At 63.5% G+C, this 22613-nt stretch carries 20 protein-coding genes, 1 tRNA gene and 1 pseudogene; all 22 read left to right on the top strand.

Going from position 1 to position 22613, the window contains the following annotated elements; translation table 11 throughout:
* Positions 1-138 precede the first annotated feature (138 nt).
* The 22 genes and pseudogenes from pnp to OMK73_RS34970 all read left to right on the top strand — a co-directional run bounded on the left by pnp (position 139) and on the right by OMK73_RS34970 (position 22534).
* Positions 139-2352, top strand: a complete 2214-nt coding sequence (gene pnp, locus OMK73_RS34865) for a polyribonucleotide nucleotidyltransferase (protein ID WP_267605994.1) — start codon at positions 139-141, stop codon at positions 2350-2352.
* Positions 2353-2575: 223 nt separating this feature from the next.
* Positions 2576-3580, top strand: coding sequence for an NAD(P)H-quinone oxidoreductase (locus OMK73_RS34870; protein WP_267605995.1), 1005 nt, complete (start codon positions 2576-2578; stop codon positions 3578-3580).
* 150 nt (positions 3581-3730) lie between these two features.
* Positions 3731-4434 (top strand): annotated as a pseudogene (tpiA, locus tag OMK73_RS34875) (triose-phosphate isomerase).
* Positions 4435-4480: 46 nt separating this feature from the next.
* Entirely contained in the window at positions 4481-4849 is a 369-nt protein-coding gene (gene secG / locus OMK73_RS34880) for a preprotein translocase subunit SecG (protein ID WP_267605996.1), read from the top strand.
* Positions 4850-5057: 208 nt separating this feature from the next.
* Positions 5058-5142: transfer RNA gene (locus OMK73_RS34885), tRNA-Leu, on the top strand.
* 165 nt (positions 5143-5307) lie between these two features.
* Positions 5308-5667 carry an NADH-quinone oxidoreductase subunit A gene (locus OMK73_RS34890; protein ID WP_006156838.1) on the top strand — a complete coding sequence of 120 codons (360 nt, stop codon included), beginning with the start codon at positions 5308-5310 and terminating at the stop codon, positions 5665-5667.
* Between the two features lie 6 nt (positions 5668-5673).
* Positions 5674-6156 carry a NuoB/complex I 20 kDa subunit family protein gene (locus OMK73_RS34895; RefSeq protein WP_006156837.1) on the top strand — a complete coding sequence of 161 codons (483 nt, stop codon included), beginning with the start codon at positions 5674-5676 and terminating at the stop codon, positions 6154-6156.
* A 1-nt stretch (position 6157) separates the two neighbouring features.
* Positions 6158-6757: an NADH-quinone oxidoreductase subunit C gene (locus tag OMK73_RS34900; RefSeq protein ID WP_267605997.1), complete on the top strand. Its 600-nt coding sequence runs from the start codon at positions 6158-6160 to the stop codon at positions 6755-6757.
* A 9-nt stretch (positions 6758-6766) separates the two neighbouring features.
* Positions 6767-8020: an NADH-quinone oxidoreductase subunit D gene (locus tag OMK73_RS34905; RefSeq protein ID WP_006156835.1), complete on the top strand. Its 1254-nt coding sequence runs from the start codon at positions 6767-6769 to the stop codon at positions 8018-8020.
* 213 nt (positions 8021-8233) lie between these two features.
* Complete coding sequence (gene nuoE / locus OMK73_RS34910; RefSeq protein WP_006156834.1) at positions 8234-8740, top strand: NADH-quinone oxidoreductase subunit NuoE; 507 nt, start codon at positions 8234-8236, stop codon at positions 8738-8740.
* Between the two features lies 1 nt (position 8741).
* Positions 8742-10037 carry an NADH-quinone oxidoreductase subunit NuoF gene (nuoF, locus tag OMK73_RS34915; protein WP_267605998.1) on the top strand — a complete coding sequence of 432 codons (1296 nt, stop codon included), beginning with the start codon at positions 8742-8744 and terminating at the stop codon, positions 10035-10037.
* A 12-nt stretch (positions 10038-10049) separates the two neighbouring features.
* Positions 10050-12428, top strand: a complete 2379-nt coding sequence (nuoG, locus tag OMK73_RS34920) for an NADH-quinone oxidoreductase subunit NuoG (RefSeq protein ID WP_267605999.1) — start codon at positions 10050-10052, stop codon at positions 12426-12428.
* An 18-nt stretch (positions 12429-12446) separates the two neighbouring features.
* Complete coding sequence (gene nuoH / locus OMK73_RS34925) at positions 12447-13511, top strand: NADH-quinone oxidoreductase subunit NuoH (protein WP_267606000.1); 1065 nt, start codon at positions 12447-12449, stop codon at positions 13509-13511.
* A gap of 65 nt (positions 13512-13576) precedes the next feature.
* On the top strand, positions 13577-14068 hold the full coding sequence (gene nuoI, locus OMK73_RS34930; protein WP_267606001.1) for an NADH-quinone oxidoreductase subunit NuoI: 492 nt from the start codon (positions 13577-13579) through the stop codon (positions 14066-14068).
* Positions 14069-14223: 155 nt separating this feature from the next.
* The gene (locus OMK73_RS34935) at positions 14224-14874 is read left to right on the top strand and encodes an NADH-quinone oxidoreductase subunit J (protein ID WP_267606002.1); all 651 of its coding nucleotides are present in this window, start codon (positions 14224-14226) and stop codon (positions 14872-14874) included.
* A 17-nt stretch (positions 14875-14891) separates the two neighbouring features.
* Positions 14892-15197, top strand: coding sequence for an NADH-quinone oxidoreductase subunit NuoK (gene nuoK, locus OMK73_RS34940; RefSeq protein WP_267606003.1), 306 nt, complete (start codon positions 14892-14894; stop codon positions 15195-15197).
* A 59-nt stretch (positions 15198-15256) separates the two neighbouring features.
* Positions 15257-17356: an NADH-quinone oxidoreductase subunit L gene (gene nuoL / locus OMK73_RS34945; RefSeq protein ID WP_267606004.1), complete on the top strand. Its 2100-nt coding sequence runs from the start codon at positions 15257-15259 to the stop codon at positions 17354-17356.
* Positions 17357-17369: 13 nt separating this feature from the next.
* Positions 17370-18836, top strand: coding sequence for an NADH-quinone oxidoreductase subunit M (locus OMK73_RS34950; RefSeq protein WP_267606005.1), 1467 nt, complete (start codon positions 17370-17372; stop codon positions 18834-18836).
* Between the two features lie 18 nt (positions 18837-18854).
* The gene (gene nuoN, locus OMK73_RS34955; protein WP_267606006.1) at positions 18855-20330 is read left to right on the top strand and encodes an NADH-quinone oxidoreductase subunit NuoN; all 1476 of its coding nucleotides are present in this window, start codon (positions 18855-18857) and stop codon (positions 20328-20330) included.
* Positions 20331-20352: 22 nt separating this feature from the next.
* A complete protein-coding gene (locus OMK73_RS34960; RefSeq protein WP_267606007.1) occupies positions 20353-20661 on the top strand; it encodes a DUF2818 family protein in 309 nt (102 codons plus the stop codon).
* A gap of 51 nt (positions 20662-20712) precedes the next feature.
* The gene (locus tag OMK73_RS34965) at positions 20713-21336 is read left to right on the top strand and encodes an NUDIX domain-containing protein (protein WP_267606008.1); all 624 of its coding nucleotides are present in this window, start codon (positions 20713-20715) and stop codon (positions 21334-21336) included.
* 748 nt (positions 21337-22084) lie between these two features.
* On the top strand, positions 22085-22534 hold the full coding sequence (locus tag OMK73_RS34970) for a DUF1178 family protein (protein ID WP_267606009.1): 450 nt from the start codon (positions 22085-22087) through the stop codon (positions 22532-22534).
* Positions 22535-22613: the final 79 nt, after the last annotated feature.

The following is a 22613-nucleotide window of genomic DNA, read 5'->3' on the forward strand; positions in this document are numbered from 1 at the left end:
CCCAGGCAGGTGTCGGGTGCCGCGCTGGAATGGCATAGCACTTCCCTGTGACTGCGACCGACGCTGATCCGGCAGTTCGCCCGCGGCTGCTAACGCGGGCGTTGCACAAGCGTGCAAGCACGAACAAAAGGAACGCTCATGACCATGTTCAACAAGATCGTCAAGGAATTCCAGTGGGGCCAGCACAAGGTGCGCCTGGAAACCGGCGAGGTTGCCCGCCAGGCTGGCGGTGCCGTGATCGTCGACATTGAAGACACCGTGGTGCTCGCCACCGTTGTCGCTGCCAAGTCGCCCAAGGCTGGCCAGGATTTCTTCCCGCTGACCGTCGACTACATCGAAAAGACCTACGCTGCCGGCAAGATCCCCGGTGGCTTCTTCAAGCGTGAAGGCCGTCCGTCGGAAAACGAGACGCTGACCTCGCGCCTGATCGACCGCCCGCTGCGTCCGCTGTTCCCGGAAGGCTTCTACAACGAAGTGCAAGTGGTCATCCACGTGCTGTCGCTGAACCCGGAAGTGCCGGCCGACATCCCCGCCCTGATCGGCGCCTCGGCTGCCCTGGCAGTGTCGGGCATCCCGTTCAGCGGCCCGGTCGGCGCAGCGCGCGTTGGCTACAAGGACGGCCAGTACCTGCTGAACCCGACCCGTTCGCAGATCGCTGCGTCGGAACTGGACCTGGTGGTTGCCGGTACCGAGCGCGCCGTGCTGATGGTGGAGTCGGAAGCCCGCCAGCTGTCGGAAGAAGTGATGCTGGGCGCCGTGGTCTATGGCCACGAGCAAATGCAGACGGCCATCAACGCCATCCATGACCTGGTGCGCGACGGCGGCAAGCCGGAATGGGACTGGACCGCGGCACCGAAGAACGAAGCGCTGATCGCCAAGGTTGGCGAGATCGCTCTGCCGCTGCTGCAGGACGTCTACCAGCTGCGCCAGAAGTCGGCGCGCAGCCAGAAGCTCAAGGAAGTCTACGCCACCGTTGCGGCCAAGCTGGCCGAAGCCGGCGTGGAAGCCGACAAGGTCGAAGTGGGCAACGTGCTGTTCGACATCGAAGCCAAGATCGTGCGCAGCCAGGTGCTGTCGGGCGAGCCGCGCATCGATGGCCGCGACACCCGCACCGTGCGCCCGATCGAGATCCGCTCGTCGGTGCTGCCGCGCGCCCACGGCTCGGCCATCTTCACCCGTGGTGAAACGCAGGCGCTGGTGGTTGCCACGCTGGGCACCAAGGGCGATGAGCAGATCATCGACGCGCTCGCCGGCGAATACCGCGACCGCTTCATGCTCCACTACAACATGCCTCCGTTCGCCACCGGCGAAACCGGCCGCGTGGGCAGCCCCAAGCGCCGCGAAATCGGTCACGGCCGCCTGGCCAAGCGCGCGCTGATCCCGGTCCTGCCGAAGGATGACGAATTCGCCTACACCATTCGCCTGGTGTCCGAAATCACCGAATCCAACGGCTCGTCGTCGATGGCATCGGTGTGCGGCGGCTGCCTGGCACTGATGGACGCCGGCGTTCCGATCAAGGCGCACGTGGCCGGCGTGGCCATGGGCCTGATCCTGGAAGGCAACAAGTTCGCCGTGCTGACCGACATCCTGGGTGACGAGGACCACCTCGGCGACATGGACTTCAAGGTCGCGGGTACCGACACCGGCATCACCGCGCTGCAGATGGACATCAAGGTCCAGGGCATCACCAAGGAGATCATGCAGGTCGCGCTGGCGCAAGCCAAGGAAGGCCGCCTGCATATCCTGGGCAAGATGCAGGACGCGATGGGCCATGCGCGCACCGAGCTGTCGGAGCACGCACCGCGCATGATCACCATGAAGATCCATCCGGACAAGATCCGCGAAGTGATCGGCAAGGGCGGCTCGACCATCCAGGCGCTGACCAAGGAAACCGGCACCACCATCGACATCCAGGAAGACGGCACCATCACCATCGCCTCGACCTCGACCGAAGGCATGGCCGAAGCCAAGCGCCGCATCGAAGGCATCACCGCGGAAGCCGAAGTGGGCAAGATCTACGCCGGCACCGTGCTCAAGCTGCTGGACTTTGGCGCTATCGTCAACATCCTGCCGGGCAAGGACGGCCTGCTGCATATCTCCGAGATCGTCAACGAGCGCGTCAAGGACATCAAGGACTGGCTCAAGGAAGGCCAACACGTTCGCGTCAAGCTGATCCAGGCTGACGAGAAGGGCCGCCTGCGCCTGTCCCTGAAGGCCGCGCTGGCCGAAGAGGGTGGCAGCATCAGCCCGATCGCCAACACCAGCGAAGCCCCTGCCGCGCCGGCCGCACCGGCTGCAACGGCCGCACCGGCTGCGCCGACGACGCCTTCGGCGGACCAGCAGCAGCAGTAAGCGGTTTGCGGTAGCTGTAGTACCGCACCCGTAGCAGAAGCAGAAAAAACGGCTGGCGATGTCCAGCCGTTTTTTTGTTTACACTGCCGCCAGTCCCGCCCCATGCAGCCCGGCTGTTCGGCCCGCTGTTCGGCCCGCCATGCGGCGGATGCGCAGATCGATCCCCCCGCCATGCGTGCGCGAGCCCGCCGCATGCGTGAAGTCCCCAACGCAAGGAGCAGCAATGCAAGCCATCGAAATCCGCGAGTACGGCGCCCCCGAAGTCCTGCAACTGGCGCAACGCCCCGACCCCGTGCCCAAGGCCGGCGAGATCCTGATCCGCGTGGCGGCGGCCGGCATCAACCGCCCGGACGTGTTCCAGCGCACCGGCAATTACCCGGTGCCGCCGGGCGCCTCCGACCTGCCGGGCCTGGAAGTGGCCGGCGTGGTGGCCGGCGGCGACCTGTCGCACCCCGACAACCGCTTCGGCCTGAAGCTGGGCGATCGCGTGTGCGCGCTGGTGCAGGGCGGCGGCTATGCCGAGCTGTGCGTGGCGCCCGCGGCGCAATGCCTGCCGGTGCCTGCGGGCCTGTCGGATATCGAGGCGGCTGCATTGCCGGAGACGTTCTTCACCGTGTGGAGCAACGTGTTCGATCGCGGCTACCTGGGCCGCGGCCCGCTGGGCAAGGACGAGACCCTGCTGATCCAGGGCGGCTCGAGCGGCATCGGCACGACCGCCATCCAGATTGCCAAGGCCCTCGGCCACAAGGTATTCGTGACCGCCGGCAGCGCCGACAAGTGCCGTGCCTGCGAGGCACTGGGCGCCGATCGCGCCATCAACTACAAGACCGAGGATTTTGTCGCCGAGGTCAAGGCCCTGACCGGCGGCCGTGGCGCCGACGTCATCCTCGACATGGTGGCCGGCTCGTACCTGGCGCGCGAGCTGTCGTGCGTAGCCGACGATGGCCGCATCGTGATCATCGCGCTGCTGGGTGGCGCCAAGGCCGAGATCCCGCTGGGCGACATCCTGCGCCGCCGGATCACCGTGACCGGCTCCACGCTGCGTCCACGTCCGGCCTCGTTCAAGGGCGAGATCGCACAGGCGCTGCACCAGCACGTGTGGCCGCTGCTGGCCGCGGGCAAGATCAAGCCGGTGATCCACCAGACCTTCCCGGCCGCCCAGGCCGCGGATGCGCATCGCCTGATGGAGTCCAGCGAGCACATCGGCAAGATCGTCCTGACCTGGTAGCCGGATGATGGCCGGGTGCGGCCGGGGCCGCGCGCCCCGGGCCGATTTCGGGGCCCTTCTGTGGCGTAGGGCCCTGGCCCGCGCTACAATAGCCGGTTTGATTGAGAGGGGCGCCCTGTGAGACAAAAGCTCGTTATCGGCAACTGGAAGATGCACGGCAGCCTGGCTGCCAATGTGACCTTGCTGGAAGCGATCAAGGCAGCGAGCGCGAGCGCACGCCTGGCGGTATGCGCGCCGTTCCCGTATCTTGCACAGTGCCAGGCGTTGCTGGCCGGGTCCGCGGTGGCCTGGGGGCGCAGGACGTGTCCGCCGAGGCGCGCGGCGCCTTCACGGGCGAAGTGGCGGCCTCCATGCTGGCTGAATTCGGTGTTGCGTACGCCCTGGTGGGCCATTCGGAGCGCCGCAGCTACCATGGCGAGACGGATGCCACGGTAGCAGCCAAGGCGCTGCGCGCGCTGGAATTCGGCATTGTGCCGGTGGTGTGCGTGGGCGAGACCCTGGCGCAGCGCGAGGCAGGCGAGACCGAGGCCGTGGTTGGCCGTCAGCTCGGCGTCGTGCTCGAAGCCCTGTCGCTCGAGCAGCTCGGCCGCATCGTGCTGGCCTATGAGCCGGTGTGGGCGATCGGCACGGGCAAGACCGCAAGCAGCGAGCAGGCCCAGGCCGTGCACGCCTTCCTGCGCGCCCAGGTGGCGGCGCGCGACGCAGGCGTGGCGGCTCGCATGGCCATGTTGTACGGCGGCAGCGTCAAGCCGGACAACGCGGCAGAACTGTTTTCCATGCCCGACATCGACGGGGGCCTCATCGGAGGCGCCTCGCTGAAGTCGGACGATTTCCTCGCGATCGGCAACGCCTGAATGCCGGCCGCTCATAGGGTCTGATCAGGCAAGCGAATCGAACCAAATGGCAATTTTCAAAACTTTGTTGGTAGTGGCGCAGGTACTGTCCGCGCTTGGCGTGATTGGCCTGGTGTTGCTGCAGCATGGCAAGGGCGCCGATGTCGGTGCGGCGTTCGGCTCGGGGGCCTCGGGCAGCCTGTTCGGCGCCACCGGCTCGGCCAACTTCCTGTCGCGTACCACCGCCGTGCTGGCGACGCTGTTCTTCATCTGCACGCTGAGCCTGACGCTGATGGGCAACTATCGGCCGGCAGCTTCGCTGGGCGTGATGGGCTCCGCGCCTGCGGTGGCACCGGCAGTGGCGGGGGCTTCTGCGCCTGCTGCTGCAGCGGCTGCCGCGGCATCGAATCCTTCTGCGCCTGCTGTACCGAAATAATCAACGAGCCTTGTGACTTATTCTTGAAGATTTTTGCTGTTGTGCATTGAACAAAACAAGAATCCTAGGTTAGAATACAAGGCTTGAAACGATCCCCCAGCGACGGGGCTCCAGCCAGGATAAGGTAGTATCCCAGCCAGAGTTCCGAAGGGTGTAACAACCCTGGGCCCTGAAAAGCCCGGCGCGAGGCAATATTGTTTCTCCCCCAGCCGACGTGGTGAAATTGGTAGACACGCTATCTTGAGGGGGTAGTGGCGAAAGCTGTGCGAGTTCGAGTCTCGCCGTCGGCACCAAACAAGCTTGATCGGGACACCCATCCGGAAATCATCCCGGGCAGGTGTCCCGGCCAGTCCGCAAGGCGGCGTCGTAATTTCTACGGAATGGCGCTTGGGGTGGGCAACAGGACGCCGCTTACCGCTGGTGCTGTTGACAACATTCCAGATAAGGCTGGCCGTACCTTGAATCTCGAAGCCTACTTCCCCGTCCTCATCTTCATCATCTTCGGTGTCGTGCTCGGCATTGCACTGATGTCGATCGGCCGAATTCTCGGTCCAAACAAACCTGATCCCGCGAAGCTCTCTCCCTACGAGTGCGGCTTCGAAGCGTTCGAGGACGCGCGCATGAAGTTCGACGTGCGCTACTACCTCATCGCTATTCTTTTTATCCTGTTCGATCTCGAGACCGCCTTCCTGTTTCCCTGGGGTGTAGCCCTGCGGGATATCGGCTGGCCGGGTTTCTTCGCCATGGGCGTGTTTCTGCTGGAATTCATCGTGGGCTTCGTCTACATCTGGAAAAAGGGCGCGCTCGATTGGGAGTGATGTGATATGGCAATCGAAGGCGTTCTCAATGAAGGCTTCGTCACGACTACTGCTGACAAGCTGATCAACTGGACCCGCACCGGGTCGCTCTGGCCGATGACCTTTGGCCTGGCGTGCTGCGCTGTGGAAATGATGCATGCTGGCGCCGCGCGCTACGACATGGACCGCTTCGGCGTGATTTTCCGCCCGTCGCCGCGCCAGTCGGACGTGATGATCGTGGCCGGCACGCTGTGCAACAAGATGGCCCCCGCGCTGCGCAAGGTCTATGACCAGATGGCAGAGCCGCGTTGGGTGATCTCGATGGGTTCCTGCGCGAATGGCGGTGGCTACTATCACTACTCGTATTCAGTGGTGCGTGGTTGCGATCGGATCGTGCCGGTGGATATCTATGTGCCTGGCTGCCCCCCGACGGCGGAAGCGCTGATCTACGGCATCATCCAGCTGCAGAACAAGATCCGTCGCACCAACACCATCGCGCGCAAGGGCTGACATGTCGAACCTCGATACTCTGAAGGCCGCGCTCGAAAAGGTACTGGGCAAGCGTATCCAGAAACTGGTAGAGGCGCTAGGCGAGATTACCCTTATCGTCAAGGCCGATGACTACCTGGAAAGCGCGCTGATGCTGCGCGACGACCCTGCACTGCATTTTGAGCAACTGCTCGATGTGTGCGGCGTCGACTATTCCACCTATGGCGACGGTGCCTGGGACGGTCCCCGTTTCGCGGCCGTGGCGCACCTGATCTCGATCAAGCATAACTGGCGCCTGCGCGTACGCGTGTTCGCGCCGGACGACGACGTGCCCGTGGTGCCCTCGCTGAACGACGTCTGGAACTCGGCCAACTGGTTCGAGCGCGAAGCGTTCGACTTCTACGGCATCGTGTTCGAAGGCCACAACGACCTGCGCCGCCTGCTGACCGACTACGGTTTTGTCGGCCACCCGTTCCGCAAGGATTTCCCGGTCTCGGGCTATGTCGAGATGCGCTACGACCCCGAGCAAAAGCGGGTGATCTATCAGCCCGTCACGATCGAGCCGCGCGAGGTCACGCCCCGCGTGATCCGCGAAGAGAATTACGGCGGCTTGCAGCACTGAGAACGCGCAATGGCAGACATCAAGAATTACACCCTTAACTTCGGCCCGCAGCACCCTGCGGCACACGGCGTGCTGCGCCTTGTGCTGGAGCTGGACGGCGAAGTCATCCAGCGCGCCGACCCGCACATCGGCCTGCTGCACCGTGCCACCGAAAAGCTGGCAGAGCAGAAGACCTGGATCCAGAGCGTGCCGTACATGGACCGCCTCGACTACGTGTCGATGATGGTCAACGAGCATGCCTACGTGATGGCCATCGAGAAGATGCTGGGTCTCGAAGTGCCGATCCGCGCGCAATACATCCGCGTGATGTTCGACGAGATCACGCGCTTGCTGAACCACCTGATGTGGATCGGCTCGCACGCGCTCGACGTGGGCGCGATGGCGGTGTTCCTGTACGCCTTCCGCGAACGCGAAGACATGTTCGACATGTACGAGGCGGTGTCGGGCGCACGCATGCACGCGGCCTACTATCGTCCGGGCGGCGTGTATCGCGACCTGCCGGACACGATGCCGCAATACAAGGCGTCGAAGATCCACAACGAGCGTGCCATCAAGGCCATGAACGAAGCGCGTTCGGGCTCGCTGCTGGACTTCATCGAGGACTTCACCAACCGCTTCCCGAAGTACGTCGACGAATACGAGACGCTGCTGACGGACAACCGGATCTGGAAGCAACGCCTGGTCGGCATCGGCGTGGTGAGCCCCGAGCGCGCGCTGCAGATGGGCTTTACCGGCCCGATGCTGCGCGGCTCCGGCATCGAGTGGGACCTGCGCAAGAAGCAGCCCTACGAAGTGTATGACCGCATGGACTTCCAGGTGCCGGTGGGCGTGGGCGGCGATTGCTACTCGCGCTACCTGGTGCGCGTGGAGGAAATGCGCCAGTCCAACAACATCATCAAGCAGTGCATCGACTGGCTGCGCCGCAATCCGGGCCCGGTGATGAGCGACAACCACAAGGTGGCGCCGCCGTCGCGCGTGGACATGAAGTCGAACATGGAAGAGCTGATCCACCACTTCAAGCTCTTCACCGAAGGCATTCACGTGCCCGAAGGCGAGACTTACGCGGCAGTGGAGCACCCGAAGGGCGAGTTCGGCATCTATGCCATCTCCGACGGTGCGAACAAGCCGTATCGCCTGAAGATCCGTGCCCCGGGCTTTGCCCATCTGGCCGCACTGGATGAAATGGCCAAGGGCCACATGATTGCGGATGCGGTAACGATCATCGGTACGCAAGACATCGTCTTCGGCGAAATCGACCGCTGACGAGCTAACAAGAGCCGCCGGCCCCGGACGACGATCCGGGCGCCCCTGGCACGGACCCACAAACGATCGTGTCCGGTCACGGGAAACCCGCGGTGAGCCCTGCATGCCTTTGATCATGCGGGCTGCAACGGCAGCGACGGCTGCAAACCTGCGGGATGCGCGCCATGTGGCGGCGCAGATCCGCAAATGACACGGCGTATTACAGCAACGACCATGCTATCAGCAGAAGCTCTCAAGGAAATCGATCGCGCGATCGCCAAGTATCCGGCTGACCAGAAGCAGTCGGCCGTGATGGCGGCGTTGGCCGTGGCGCAGGGCGAAGTGGGCTGGGTCTCCCCGGAAGTCATGCAGTTTGTTGCCAGCTACCTCGACATGCCGCCGGTATGGGTCGAGGAGGTCGCAACCTTCTACAATATGTACGACACCAAGCCGGTCGGCAAGTACAAGCTGACCGTCTGCACCAACCTACCGTGCGCACTCTCCGGCGGCGAACGGGCCGGCGACTACCTCAAGCAAAAGCTGGGGATCGGCTACAACGAGACCACCCCGTGCGGCACCTTCACCCTCAAGGAAGGCGAGTGCATGGGTGCCTGCGGCGACGCACCGGTGATGATCGTCAACAATACCCGCATGTGCAGCCATATGAGCGACGCCAAGCTGGACGCGCTCGTCGACGAGCTCAAGGCCGCCGGCAGCACTGCAGCCAAGGGGGATAAGTAACATGACCTCTCTGCACGACCGCCATATCAAGCCGCTGATCCTGGCTGGCCTCGATGGCAGCAACTGGCACCTCGACGACTACGTCAAGCGTGGCGGCTACCAGCAGCTCAAGCGCATCCTGCTTGAGAAGATCACGCCCGAGCAGGTGATCGCGGACGTCAAGGCCTCCGGCCTGCGCGGCCGTGGCGGCGCGGGCTTCCCCACCGGCCTGAAGTGGAGCTTCATGCCGCGTCAGTTCCCCGGCCAGAAGTACCTGGTCTGCAACACCGACGAGGGCGAGCCCGGTACCTTCAAGGACCGCGACATCATCCGCTACAACCCGCATGCGCTGATCGAAGGCATGGCCATCGGTGCGTACGCGATGGGCATCACCGTGGGCTACAACTACATCCACGGTGAGATCTGGAACGAATACAAGATCTTCGAGGAAGCCCTCGAAGAGGCACGTGCCGCCGGTTTCCTGGGTGAGAACATCCTGGGCTCGGACTTCGACTTCCAGCTGCACGCCCACCACGGCTACGGCGCCTACATCTGTGGCGAGGAAACCGCGCTGCTCGAATCGCTGGAAGGCAAGAAAGGCCAGCCGCGCTTCAAGCCGCCGTTCCCGGCCAGCTTTGGCCTGTACGGCAAGCCGACCACCATCAACAACACGGAAACGTTTGCCGCGGTGCCGTTCCTGTTGTCGATCGGGCCGGAAAACTACCTGAAGATGGGCAAGCCGAACAACGGCGGCTCCAAGATCTTCTCGATCTCCGGCGACGTCGAGCGCCCCGGCAACTACGAGATCCCACTGGGCACGCCATTCGCGACCCTGCTGGAACTGGCTGGCGGCATGCGCGGCGGCAAGCGCATCAAGGCCGTGATCCCGGGCGGCTCGTCCGCCCCGGTGGTGCCGGGCGACATGATGATGGCGTCCGACATGGACTATGACTCGATCGCCAAGGCCGGCTCGATGCTGGGCTCGGGCGCGGTGATCGTGATGGACGAGACGCGCTGCATGGTTCGCTCGCTGCTGCGTCTGTCGTATTTCTACTTTGAAGAATCGTGCGGCCAGTGCACGCCGTGCCGCGAAGGCACCGGCTGGCTCTATCGCATGGTGAATCGTATCGAACACGGAGAAGGGCGCCAGGAAGATCTGGACCTGCTCAATAACGTCGCTGAAAACATCATGGGCCGCACCATCTGCGCGCTCGGTGATGCGGCAGCGATGCCGGTCCGCGGCATGCTCAAGCACTACTGGAAAGAGTTCGAATATCACGTCGAACACAAGCAGTGCATGGTTCCGGCCTACTCTTAAGCGTGGCAGAACATGGTTGAACTCGAGATCGACGGCAAGAAGGTTGAGGTTGCTGAAGGCAGCCTGGTGATGGAAGCCGCCCGCCAGCTGGGCACCTACATCCCGCACTTCTGCTACCACCGTAAATTGTCCATCGCGGCGAACTGCCGCATGTGCCTGGTTGAGGTTGAGAAGGCGCCCAAGGCGCTGCCCGCCTGCGCCACGCCCGTCACCCCTGGCATGAAGGTCTTCACCAATTCGGAGAAGGCAGTCAAGGCCCAGAAGTCGGTGATGGAATTCCTGCTGATCAACCACCCGCTGGATTGCCCGATCTGCGATCAGGGCGGCGAGTGCCAGCTGCAGGATCTGGCCGTGGGCTACGGCGCATCGGAATCGCGCTACAAGGAAGAAAAGCGCGTCGTCTTCCACAAGAACGTGGGCCCGCTGATCTCCATGGAAGAGATGAGCCGCTGCATCCACTGCACCCGCTGCGTGCGCTTTGGCCAGGAAGTGGCCGGCGTGATGGAGCTGGGCATGCTGGGCCGCGGCGAGCACTCCGAGATCACGACCTTCGTTGGCCAGACCGTGGATTCGGAACTGTCCGGCAACATGATCGACCTGTGCCCGGTCGGCGCGCTGACCAGCAAGCCGTTCCGCTACTCGGCCCGTACCTGGGAGCTGGCACGCCGCAAGTCGGTGTCGCCGCACGATGGCCTGGGCGCGAACCTGGTGGTGCAGACCAAGAACCAGCGCGTGATGCGCGTGCTGCCGCTGGATAACGAAGCCGTCAACGAATGCTGGCTGTCCGACAAGGACCGCTTCTCGTACGAGGGCCTGAACAGCCCGGACCGCCTCACCAAGCCGCTCGTCAAGCAGGGCGGCGAGTGGATGGAAACCGACTGGCAGACCGCGCTGGAATACGTGGCCAATGGCCTCGCGAGCATCAAGCGCGACCATGGCGCCGACCAGATCGCCGCGCTGGCCAGCCCGCACAGCACGCTGGAAGAACTCCACCTGCTGGGCAAGCTGGTGCGTGGCCTGGGCAGCGACAACGTCGACTTCCGCCAGCGCCAGACCGATTTCTCGGCCGCCGTCAAGGGCGCGCCGTGGCTGGGCCTGCCGATTGCCGACGTCTCCACGCTGCAACGCGTGCTGGTGGTCGGTTCGTCGCTGCGCAAGGATCATCCGCTGCTGGCCGCGCGTCTGCGCCAGGCTGGCAAGAAGGGTGCCCGCGTGGCCGTGCTCGGGGCTACCGCCGACGACCTGCTGATGCCGCTGGCCGCACGCATTGATGTGGCGCCGTCCGGCTGGACCGCAGCCCTGGCCGGCGTGGCCCGTGCCGTTGCCGCCGCCAAGGGCGTGGCCGCGCCGGCGGGCACCGATGGCTTCGATGGCGACGACAAGTCCAAGCTGGTGGCCGACGCGCTGCTGTCGGGCGAGCGCCGCGCCGTGTTCCTCGGCAACGAGGCCGTGCGTCACCCGCAATTCGCCACGCTGCACGCGCTGGCACAGTGGATCGCCACGGAAACCGGCGCCACGCTGGGCTTCCTGACCGAAGCCGCGAACACCGTCGGTGGCTATATCGCCGGCGCGCTGCCGCAAAACGGCGGCGCCAACGCGCAGGCCATGTTCGATACGCCGCGCCGCGCCTACGTGCTGCTGAACACGGAACCCGAGTTCGATGCCGCCAACCCGAGCCAGGCGCTGGCCGCGCTGGCCCAGGCCGGCACCGTGGTGGTGCTGTCCGCGTTCCGCTCGGACGCCGCGCTGCAATACGCTGACGTGATCCTGCCGGTGACCCCGTTCACCGAAACCGCCGGCACGTTCGTGAACTGCGAAGGCCTGCCGCAAAGCTTCAACGGCGTCGTCCGTGCGCTGGGCGATTCGCGTCCGGGCTGGAAGGTGCTGCGCGTGCTGGGCAACCTGCTGGACGTGCCTGGCTTCGACTTCGAGACCGCCGAGAGCGTGCGCGACGAAGTGCTGGCCAAGCCGGTCGCACCGCAACTGAACAACGGCACCGACGCGGCCATCCGCGTGACCGCCCGGGTGGCAGGTGGGATCGAGCGCATCGCCGATGTGCCGATCTACCACGCCGACCCGATCGTGCGCCGTGCCGATTCGCTGCAGCTGTCCGCAGCCGCGCGCCGCGCCATGCAAGCCGGCCTGTCGGCCGACCTGTTCGCCTCGCTGGGCGTGCAGGCTGGCGACCCGGTGCGCGTGACGCAAGGGCAGGGCAGCGTGGTGCTGCCGGCCGCCCTCGAAGCCGCGTTGCCTGCCGGCACCGTGCGCGTGTCCGCCGGCACCGTTGCCGCGACCACGCTGGGCGCACCGTTCGGCACCGTCACCGTAGAGAAAGCCATCGACCTGGCCGCCACCGCGAAGGGCGCGGCCGAGCCGGCGGCCACGGCATAAGAAGAGCGAGAAAGAAACATGATCGACTGGATTACCTCGCAAGGACAGAATCTCTTCGGCGGCGCCTGGACGCCGCTGTGGATCCTGATTCGCGCCGTGGTCATTGTGGTGCCGCTGCTGTTGTGCGTGGCCTACCTGATCCTGTGGGAGCGCAAGCTGATTGGCTGGATGCACGTGCGTATCGGCCCGAACCGGGTCGGCCCGCTGGGCCTGCTGCAGCCGATCGCCGACGTGCTCAAGCTGCTGCTCAAGGAAGTGATGATGCCCACGCAGGTCAGCCGGGGCATGTACCTGGTTGCCCCGCTGATGGTGCTGATGCCCGCCGTGGCGATCTGGGCGGTGATTCCGTTCCAGGCCGAAGTGGTGATGGCCAACGTCAACGCCGGCCTGCTGTACGTGATGGCGATCAGCTCGGTCGGCGTCTACGGCGTGATCCTGGCCGGCTGGGCCTCCAACTCCAAGTACGCCTTCATCGGCGCCATGCGCGCCGCGGCGCAGATGGTGTCGTATGAAATCGCCATGGGCTTTGCCCTGGTGACGGTGCTGATGGTGTCGGGCAGCCTGAACCTGTCGGCGATCGTCAATTCGCAGAACACCGGCTACTTCGCCAATATGGGGATCAACGTACTGTCGTGGAACTGGCTGCCGCTGCTGCCCATGTTCGGCGTGTACTTCATCTCCGGCGTGGCCGAAACCAACCGCCACCCGTTCGACGTGGTGGAAGGCGAGTCGGAAATCGTGGCTGGCCACATGATCGAGTACTCGGGCATGGGCTTCGCGCTGTTCTTCCTGGCTGAGTACATCAACATGATCGTCATCTCGACGATGACCGCGCTGATGTTCCTGGGAGGCTGGGCGCCGCCGTTCGAAAGCTTCATCACCAATGCGGTCCCGGGCTTCTTCTGGCTGCTGATCAAGGTATTCCTGCTGCTGTCGGTGTTTATCTGGATCCGTGCTTCGTTCCCGCGCTACCGCTATGACCAGATCATGCGCCTGGGCTGGAAGATCTTCATCCCGCTGACCGTGGGCTGGCTGATCATCGTGGCGATCTGGATCCGGTCGCCCTGGAATATCTGGCACTGAACGGCCAAAGCAAGGGCGCAACCGCATTCGGCGGCGCCCTGTGGAATCATTAGGAAGCAATCGTCATGCTGCTCGCCATCAAGGACTTCTTCAACAGCCTGCTCCTGAAGGAACTCTTCAAGGGCATGGCTCTGACCGGGCGCTATCTCTTCGCGCGCAAGATCACAGTCCAGTTCCCCGAAGAGAAAACGCCGATGTCGCCGCGTTTTCGCGGCCTGCACGCGCTGCGCCGCTACCCCAACGGGGAAGAGCGCTGCATCGCCTGCAAGCTGTGCGAAGCGGTTTGCCCGGCCGTGGCCATCACCATCGAGTCCGATGCCCGCGCCGACGGCACCCGCCGCACCACGCGCTATGACATCGACCTGACCAAGTGCATTTTCTGCGGCTTCTGCGAAGAGGCCTGCCCGGTCGACGCCATCGTCGAGACGCATATCCTCGAATACCACGGCGAGAAGCGCGGCGACCTGTACTTCACCAAGGACATGCTGCTGGCCGTGGGCGACCGCTACGAACCGCAGATCGCCGCGGCCAAGGCCGCGGACGCCAAGTACCGCTGATAAGGCGCATTACAGGGCGCGTGCGCTGAGTCTGGCACACGTTGCCAATGAATAGTGAATCGGGCCCCGTGCGGGGCTAACGAAAAGGATGCCGCAAGGGGCAGGCCACCGGGGGTGGCTTGTGCCGGAAGGCTCAGAGAGGATCCGACAGGACCATGGAACTCACGACCACCATCTTCTATGTCTTTGCGCTGGTGCTGGTGCTCTCCGCACTGAAAGTCATCACCGCGAAGAACCCGGTGCACTCCGCACTGTTCCTCGTGCTGGCGTTTTTTACGGCAGCCGCCATCTGGATGCTGCTGAAGGCCGAATTCCTCGCCATCCTGCTGGTGCTCGTGTATGTGGGCGCGGTGATGGTGCTGTTCCTGTTCGTGGTGATGATGATCGATGTCGACATCGAACACCTGCGACGGGACTTCTGGACCTATGTGCCGCTGGCCTCGGTGGTCGGTGCGATGATCATTGCGGAAATGGCCACCGTGCTGGTGCGTAACTTCATCGGCACGACCACGCCGCTGAACAACGTGGTACACGGCCCGGAATATTCCAACACCGCCGAGCTCGGCAAGCTGATCTACACCGACTACAACTACGCCTTCGAAGTGGCCGGCATCATTCTGCTGGTGGCCATCATCGCCGCCGTGGCGCTGACGCTGCGCCACCGCAAGGACAGCAAGGCGCAAGACGTCGGCGTGCAGTTGCGTACCCGTCGCCAGGACCGCGTGCGCCTGGTCTCGATGCCCAGCGAAGCCCGTGCCGGCACCCAAGCCAGCCCGGATGCCGCGGCTGCCGCTAACAAGAACTAAAAGCCCGGAGAAACGCTGTGCTCTCTCTCGCCCATTTCCTCGTGCTCGGTGCGATCCTGTTCGCCATCAGCATCGTTGGTATTTTCCTGAACCGCAAGAACGTGATCGTGCTGCTGATGGCGATCGAGCTGATGCTGCTTGCGGTCAATATGAACTTCATCGCCTTCTCGCACTATCTGGGCGACCTGGCAGGACAGGTTTTCGTTTTCTTCATCCTCACGGTGGCTGCGGCCGAATCGGCAATCGGCCTTGCAATCCTGGTCGTGCTGTTCCGCAACCTGGACACGATCAACGTGGACGACATGGATACCCTCAAGGGCTGATCCCCGTCGCTACGTTATGAACCAAGACCGTTCTCCGACCGCACACCACTAAGCGTCCTATGGCAACCACGCTCGACCCCAACCTGCTACTGGCGATTCCGCTCGCACCGCTCGCCGGTGCAGCCATCGCCGGCCTGTTCGGCACCAAGTTCTTCGGCCTGATCTCCTCGGAGACGCGCGCCGGCCGCACGCTGGCCCACACCGTGACGATTCTCGGTGTGGCGATTTCCTGCCTGCTGTCGATCATCGTGCTGATGGACGTCATGAACGGCGCGAGCTTCAACGCCACCGTGTACGAGTGGATGAAGATCGGCGACCTGAAGATGGAAGTGGGCTTCCTGGTCGACTCGCTGACCGCGATGATGATGGTGGTGGTGAGCTTCGTCTCGCTGATGGTGCACATATACACCGTCGGCTACATGAGCGAAGACCCCGGCTATAACCGCTTCTTCGCCTACATCTCGCTGTTCACCTTCTCGATGCTGATGCTGGTGATGAGCAACAACTTCCTGCAGCTGTTCTTCGGCTGGGAAGCTGTGGGCCTGGTGTCCTACCTGCTGATCGGCTTCTGGTACACCCGCCCGACCGCCATCTTCGCCAACCTGAAGGCCTTCCTGGTCAACCGCGTGGGTGACTTCGGCTTCATTCTCGGCATTGGCCTGCTGCTGGCCTACAGCGGCAGCATGAACTACACCGACGTCTTCGCCGCGCGCGACCAGCTCGCCACGGTGATCTTCCCGGGCACCGACTGGCTGATGATCACGGTCGCCTGCATCTGCCTGTTCATCGGCGCCATGGGCAAGTCGGCCCAGTTCCCGCTGCACGTCTGGCTGCCTGACTCGATGGAAGGCCCGACCCCGATCTCCGCGCTGATCCACGCCGCCACCATGGTGACGGCCGGCATCTTCATGGTCGCGCGCATGTCGCCGCTGTTCGAGCTGTCGGACACCGCGCTGTCGTTCGTGCTGGTCATCGGCGCCATTACCGCGCTGTTCATGGGCTTCCTGGGCATCATCCAGAACGACATCAAGCGCGTGGTGGCCTACTCCACGCTGTCGCAGCTGGGCTACATGACGGTTGCCCTGGGCGCCTCGGCTTACTCGGTGGCCGTGTTCCACCTGATGACCCACGCGTTCTTCAAGGCACTGCTGTTCCTGGCGGCCGGCTCGGTCATCATCGGCATGCATCATGACCAGGACATCCGCAACATGGGCGGCCTGCGCAAGTACATGCCGATCACCTGGATCACCTCGCTGGTGGGCTCGCTGGCGCTGATCGGCACGCCGTTCTTCGCGGGCTTCTACTCCAAGGACTCGATCATCGAGGCCGTGGCCGAGTCGCATATCCCGGGCTCCGGCTTTGCTTACTTCGCGGTGCTGGCCGGCGTGTTCGTCACGGCGTTCTACTCCTTCCGCATGTACTTCCTGGTGTTCCACGGCGAAGAGCGTTTCGGCAAGGAAGAGCACCACGCGCATCACGCGGGCAACCACGAAGACGAGGAAGTCACGGCCGACCATCATCACGGCCTGGCCCCGGGCGAGAAGCCGCACGAGTCGCCGTGGGTTGTCACGCTGCCGCTGGTGCTGCTGGCGATCCCTTCGGTGGTGATCGGCGCCATCGCGATCGGTCCGATGTTGTTCGGCGACTTCTTCAAGCACGGCGTGGCCTTCAAGGACGTGATCTACGTCGGCGAGAACCACCATGCGATGGAAGAGCTTGGACAAGCCTTCCACGGCTGGGTGGCGATGGGCCTGCATTCGCTGACCACGCCGGTGCTGTGGCTGGCGATCGCCGGTGTGGTGCTGTCCTGGTTCTTCTACATGAAGCGCCCGGACATCCCGGCTGCCATCAAGCAACGTTTCTCGGGCCTGTACACGCTGCTCGACAACAAGTACTACATGGACGCGATCAACCAGGTCGTGTTTGCCCGCGGTGCCCGTCTGCTCGGCACCGGCCTGTGGAAGGGCGGCGACCAGGGCCTGATCGATGGCCTGGTGGTCAACGGTGCCGCGCGCGTGGTGGCCTGGTTCGCGTCGGTAAGCCGTTACCTGCAATCCGGCTACATCTATCACTACGCATTCGCCATGATCCTGGGCATGTTGATACTGCTGACGATGACGGTGTTCGGCACCTCGTTCGCCACGGTGAGCGCCAAGTAAGGAAAACTAGAAAATGGTTCTGTCTTTCGCTATCTGGCTGCCAATCTTTTTTGGCTTGCTGGTCCTTGCCTCGGGTTCCGACCGTAGTGCTGGCTACGTCCGCTGGATGTCGCTGTTCGGCTCGATCGCCAGCTTCGTCGTGACGCTGCCGCTGGTATTGCACTTCGACCGTTCCACGGCTGCCATGCAGTTCGTCGAGAAGTCGAACTGGATCGAGCGCTTCAACATCAACTACCACCTGGGTGTCGACGGCATCTCGATGTGGTTCGTGGTGCTGACCGCCTTCATCACGGTGATCGTGGTGATCTCCGCCTGGGAAGTGATCACTGAGCGCGTGGCCGAGTACATGGCCTCGTTCCTGATCCTGTCGGGCCTGATGGTCGGCGTGTTCTGCGCGCTCAACGGCATGCTGTTCTACGTGTTCTTCGAAGCCACGCTGATCCCGATGTACATCATCATCGGTGTCTGGGGCGGCCCGAACCGTGTGTACGCAGCCTTCAAGTTCTTCCTCTACACGCTGCTCGGCTCGCTGCTGACGCTGGTCGCGCTGCTGTACCTGTACAGCAAGACCGGCACCTTCGACATCCTCGAATGGCACCAGGCCAAGCTGTCGATGAACGAGCAGATCGCCCTGTTCATCGCGTTCTTCCTGGCCTTCGCGGTCAAGGTGCCGATGTGGCCGGTCCACACCTGGTTGCCTGACGCGCACGTGGAGGCGCCGACCGGTGGTTCGGTGGTGCTGGCCGCCATCATGCTGAAGCTGGGCGCCTACGGTTTCCTGCGGTTCTCGCTGCCGATCGCGCCGGATGCCAGCCATAGCATGGCCACCTTCATCATCACCATCTCGCTGATCGCCGTGATCTACATCGGCCTGGTCGCGATGGTGCAGGCCGACATGAAGAAGCTGGTGGCGTATTCGTCGATCGCCCACATGGGCTTCGTCACGCTGGGCTTCTTCATCTTCAACGAGATCGGCATCGAGGGCGGCATCATCCAGATGATCTCCCACGGCTTTATCTCGGGCGCCATGTTCCTTTGCATCGGCGTGCTGTATGACCGCGTGCATTCGCGCCAGATCGCCGATTACGGCGGTGTGGTGAACACCATGCCGAAGTTCGCGGCGCTGTCGGTGTTCTTTGGCATGGCCAACTGCGGCTTGCCGGCCACCTCGGGTTTCGTCGGCGAGTTCATGGTGATCCTGGGCGCGGTCAAGTTCAACTTCTGGATCGGCCTGCTGGCAGCCACCGCGCTGATCCTCGGCGCCGCCTATTCGCTGTGGATGGTCAAGCGCGTGATTTTTGGCGACGTGGTGCACAAGCACGTGGCCGAACTGGTCGACCTGAACAAGCGCGAGTTCTTCATGCTCGGCCTGCTGGCGATCGCGACGCTCTATATGGGCCTGTATCCGAAACCCTTCACCGATGTGATGCACGCCTCTGTTGTGAACCTGCTGTCGCACGTGGCGCAGTCGAAGCTGTAATCGGGGAGAGAAACAAACATGCAACCGTCCTCGACATTGGCACCTGTGGCGCCAATCATTTTCCTGGCGATCGCGATCGCCGCGGTCAACTGGATCGACCTTGCCCGTGGCAAGACCCGGTCCAGCGTGGCCTATCCGCTGTCGCTGCTCACCACGCTCGTGCTGACCGTGTGGTTCGGCCTGAACGCCGCCGCCGGCGAGACACACTACGCCTTCACCAACCTGGTGGTGGTGGATCCGATGGCCAATGTGCTGTCGGCCTTCGCCTCCGGCGCGCTGTTCGTCACGCTGGTCTATACGCGCAGCTACCTGGCTGACCGCGACATGTACAGCGGCGAGTTCTACATGCTCGCGCTGTTTACGCTCGGCGGCCAGATCGTGATGATCACCGGCAACAACTTCCTGACCCTGTACCTGGGCCTGGAACTGCTGTCGCTGGCGTCCTACGCGCTGGTGGCGCTGCGTCGCGATAACCGTGTGACTTCCGAATCGGCCATCAAGTACTTCGTGCTGGGCGCGCTGGCCTCGGGCTTCCTGCTGTACGGCATGTCCATGCTGTACGGTGCTACCGGTTCGCTCAACCTCGGCCAAGTGTTCCGCGTCGTGGAGTCGGGCCGCGTCAACACCACCATGCTGGCCTTTGGCGTGGTCTTCCTGGTGGCGGGCATTGCGTTCAAGATGGGCGCCGCGCCGTTCCACATGTGGATTCCGGATATCTACCAGGGCTCGCCGACCGCGGTGACGCTGCTGATCGCCGGCGCACCGAAGCTTGCCGCCTTCGCCATGGCGCTGCGCCTGCTTGTGGAAGGCCTGCTGCCGCTGGCGGTGGACTGGCAAGTGATGCTGGTCGTGCTGGCTGTGGCCTCGCTGGCGATCGGCAACCTGACCGCCATCGTGCAGACCAACCTGAAGCGGATGCTGGCGTATTCCACCATCTCGCACATGGGCTTCCTGCTGCTGGGCATGCTTTCCGGCGTGGCCGACGGCAAGGCCGACGGCGCCGCCAGCGCCTACGGTTCGTCGATGTTCTACGCCGTGACCTACGTGATCACCACGCTGGGCACCTTCGGCATCATCCTGCTGCGCGCCGGCAAGGATTTCGAGGCCGAGACCCTGGACGACCTCAAGGGCTTGTCGCGCAAGAATCCGTGGTACGCGCTGCTGATGCTGGTGATGATGTTCTCGCTGGCCGGCATCCCGCCGACCATGGGCTTCTACGCCAAGCTGGCCGTACTCGAGGCGGTGGTCCGCAGCGGCATGACCTGGCTGGCCGTGGTCGCGGTGCTGTTCTCGCTGATCGGCGCGTTCTACTACCTGCGCGTGGTCAAGCTGATGTACTTCGACGCGCCGACCGACGACGTCAAGCTGGAATCGTCGATGGGCCTGCGCTCGATGCTGACCCTGAACGGCGCGGTCATCATTGCCCTGGGCCTGTTCCCGGCAGCGTTGATGAACCTGTGCTACCAGGCCATCCGCGCCACGCTGGCGTCCTGATGCACGACGGCGGCGTAGCGATATGAGTGCATCCGCGGCGGGCTGGTTTGTCATCTTGCTGGCATTGGTCTGTGCCAACCTGCCGTTTATCAACCAGCGCCTGTTTGCGCTGATTCCGCTGCGCTTCGCCAGGAAGCCGCTGTGGATGAGGCTGGCCGAGTTGATCACCTGGTATGTGGCGGCAGGCCTGGCCGGCTTCGCCGTGGAGGCGGGGCTGGGCAATGCCTTCGCGCAGGGCTGGCAGTTCTACGCCATCACCGCCTGCATGATGCTGGTGTTTGCCTTCCCGGGCTTCACCTGGCAATACCTCGTCAAACATCGCGCGGCCTGAGGCCGGGTAGCGAAGGCGCCCGGGCCGGCCGCGTCCGGACCCGGAGCTTTCATGAGCGACAAGATTGACACGCTGGACGCCGGCGAGATCGCCGCTGGCGACGATCAAGGCCTGAAAGAAGTGTGCGTGGCGTCCGCCACGCTGCACACAGGCAAATTCCTCACGCTCAAGCAAGATATCGTCAAGCTGCCCGACGGCAAGCATGCCGGGCGCGAATACGTGCTGCATCCCGGCGCAGTGATGATGATCCCGCTGTTCGACGACGGCACCGTGCTGCTGGAGCGGCAGTACCGCTATCCGGTTGGCGAGGTGATGCTTGAGTTTCCTGCTGGCAAGCTGGATCCCCAGGAAGGCGCGCAGCGCTGCGGCGAGCGCGAGCTCCGCGAGGAAACCGGCTACAGCGCGCGGCGCTGGGATTACCTGACGCGCATCCATCCCGTCATTTCGTATTCCACCGAGTTTATCGATATCTTCCTGGCGCGGGATCTGACCGCCGGGCCGGCGCAGCTCGATGAAGGCGAATTCCTCGAGACGTTTATCGTGCCGGCGGGGCAGGTGATCGACTGGGTGCGCTCGGGGCGGATTACCGACGTCAAGACGATCATTGGAGCGTTTTGGCTGGAGAAGGTGGTGTCGGGGGTATGGGGGGTGGGGGAGCAGGTGTTGCCGGGATAGTGGGGGTGTTGGCCAAGGGCAGAACCGTTGGCTCTTGTTTTTGTGGTTGGGCTTTGATTTTTGCGGCGTTGGTTTTTGGGCCCAAGAGCCGTACGACATCCCCCTGCGGGGGCTGCCGGTCACTTTTCTTTGCGCGGCAAAAAGAAAACTAACGAAAGAAAGCCGCCCTGCCGGGAGCAGAGCAATAAGGCTGTTTTTGCCTCTGTGGTTGCGTCGTACGGCCCTGAGTGTTGGCTGGCGTGCCTTACCGGCTTTAGGGTCATCGCAACTGCATGACCCACGGGTCTCGCCGTAAGGCCCCTGATCGCTTTGCTCGGTGACCATTCCCACATCTGCCGTACGCGGTGCGGAGGGCCGCGATGCTACCCACGTTGCTGGTTTCGTGGTTTTGTCTCTGGCGGCGAATGCCCGGCCATTTGATGCCCTGCCGTACCGGCGCTGCCGGCGCCTTGCTCTCAGCTTAAAGAAGCAGCAAAAGACCCGCGCATGGAGGCACGTGGGCCCAAAATCCAACACCGCAAACATCACATTCCAATCCCCCATCAAGCGCCAATTGTTTGCCGCCCCCAGCACCCCACCCCCTAACCGCGTAAAATCTCCAATTAGCCGTGCGCCCGCAGCCATACCTAAAAATCCCCCGGACCCCGCAAGGCCCACCGGATGCCAACATGGCTGCAAAAAAATTAGCACGACCGTTCACAAAATTCCGTTTCGCGGATACTATAGCCTTCGACGGGCTGGAAACATCATGAAGGTGCTCGACCTGCGCTGCGCGCAAGACCATCGTTTCGAGGGCTGGTTCGCTTCGGAGGACGACGCGCAATCGCAGATTTCGCAAAATCTCGTCCAATGTCCGGTCTGCGAAGACCATGCCATCACCCGGTTGCCCAGCGCGCCGCGCCTGAATCTCTCGGGAGCGGCCGCCGCGCCGGCGGGCAAGCCGGCCGGGGCGAAGGTCCCGGCGGCGCCGGCAACACTGCAGTCGCTTTACCTGAAGGCGGTAAAGCAGGTGCTGGCGCAGACCGAGGACGTGGGCGAACGCTTTGCCGAAGAGGCCAGGCGCATGCATTACGACGAAGCGCCGGAACGCGGGATCCGCGGAACGGCTTCGCCGGATGAAGTGCAGGCGCTTGCCGACGAAGGCATCGATACTTTCCAGCTCGTGGTGCCGGATGCGCTCAAGCAGACGGCTCACTGAATAGCGTCCTGTGCCCAAGGCAGTGTTCTTGCCGGCGCATGACGCGCTAGCTAGAACAATTTGCCGGTCTCACACCGGC

This window comes from Cupriavidus sp. D39, from assembly GCF_026627925.1.
GTDB lineage: Bacteria > Pseudomonadota > Gammaproteobacteria > Burkholderiales > Burkholderiaceae > Cupriavidus > Cupriavidus ulmosensis.

What these genes read in the sequence shown, in the direction of transcription:
- pnp (WP_267605994.1), top strand. Translation starts at nt 139, where the DNA reads ATGACCATGTTCAACAAGATCGTCAAGGAATTCCAGTGGGGCCAGCAC.
- OMK73_RS34870 (WP_267605995.1), top strand. Translation starts at nt 2,576, where the DNA reads ATGCAAGCCATCGAAATCCGCGAGTACGGCGCCCCCGAAGTCCTGCAA.
- secG (WP_267605996.1), top strand. Translation starts at nt 4,481, where the DNA reads ATGGCAATTTTCAAAACTTTGTTGGTAGTGGCGCAGGTACTGTCCGCG.
- OMK73_RS34895 (WP_006156837.1), top strand. Translation starts at nt 5,674, where the DNA reads ATGGCAATCGAAGGCGTTCTCAATGAAGGCTTCGTCACGACTACTGCT.
- OMK73_RS34900 (WP_267605997.1), top strand. Translation starts at nt 6,158, where the DNA reads ATGTCGAACCTCGATACTCTGAAGGCCGCGCTCGAAAAGGTACTGGGC.
- OMK73_RS34905 (WP_006156835.1), top strand. Translation starts at nt 6,767, where the DNA reads ATGGCAGACATCAAGAATTACACCCTTAACTTCGGCCCGCAGCACCCT.
- nuoE (WP_006156834.1), top strand. Translation starts at nt 8,234, where the DNA reads ATGCTATCAGCAGAAGCTCTCAAGGAAATCGATCGCGCGATCGCCAAG.
- nuoF (WP_267605998.1), top strand. Translation starts at nt 8,742, where the DNA reads ATGACCTCTCTGCACGACCGCCATATCAAGCCGCTGATCCTGGCTGGC.
- nuoG (WP_267605999.1), top strand. Translation starts at nt 10,050, where the DNA reads ATGGTTGAACTCGAGATCGACGGCAAGAAGGTTGAGGTTGCTGAAGGC.
- nuoH (WP_267606000.1), top strand. Translation starts at nt 12,447, where the DNA reads ATGATCGACTGGATTACCTCGCAAGGACAGAATCTCTTCGGCGGCGCC.
- nuoI (WP_267606001.1), top strand. Translation starts at nt 13,577, where the DNA reads ATGCTGCTCGCCATCAAGGACTTCTTCAACAGCCTGCTCCTGAAGGAA.
- OMK73_RS34935 (WP_267606002.1), top strand. Translation starts at nt 14,224, where the DNA reads ATGGAACTCACGACCACCATCTTCTATGTCTTTGCGCTGGTGCTGGTG.
- nuoL (WP_267606004.1), top strand. Translation starts at nt 15,257, where the DNA reads ATGGCAACCACGCTCGACCCCAACCTGCTACTGGCGATTCCGCTCGCA.
- OMK73_RS34950 (WP_267606005.1), top strand. Translation starts at nt 17,370, where the DNA reads ATGGTTCTGTCTTTCGCTATCTGGCTGCCAATCTTTTTTGGCTTGCTG.
- nuoN (WP_267606006.1), top strand. Translation starts at nt 18,855, where the DNA reads ATGCAACCGTCCTCGACATTGGCACCTGTGGCGCCAATCATTTTCCTG.
- OMK73_RS34960 (WP_267606007.1), top strand. Translation starts at nt 20,353, where the DNA reads ATGAGTGCATCCGCGGCGGGCTGGTTTGTCATCTTGCTGGCATTGGTC.
- OMK73_RS34965 (WP_267606008.1), top strand. Translation starts at nt 20,713, where the DNA reads ATGAGCGACAAGATTGACACGCTGGACGCCGGCGAGATCGCCGCTGGC.
- OMK73_RS34970 (WP_267606009.1), top strand. Translation starts at nt 22,085, where the DNA reads ATGAAGGTGCTCGACCTGCGCTGCGCGCAAGACCATCGTTTCGAGGGC.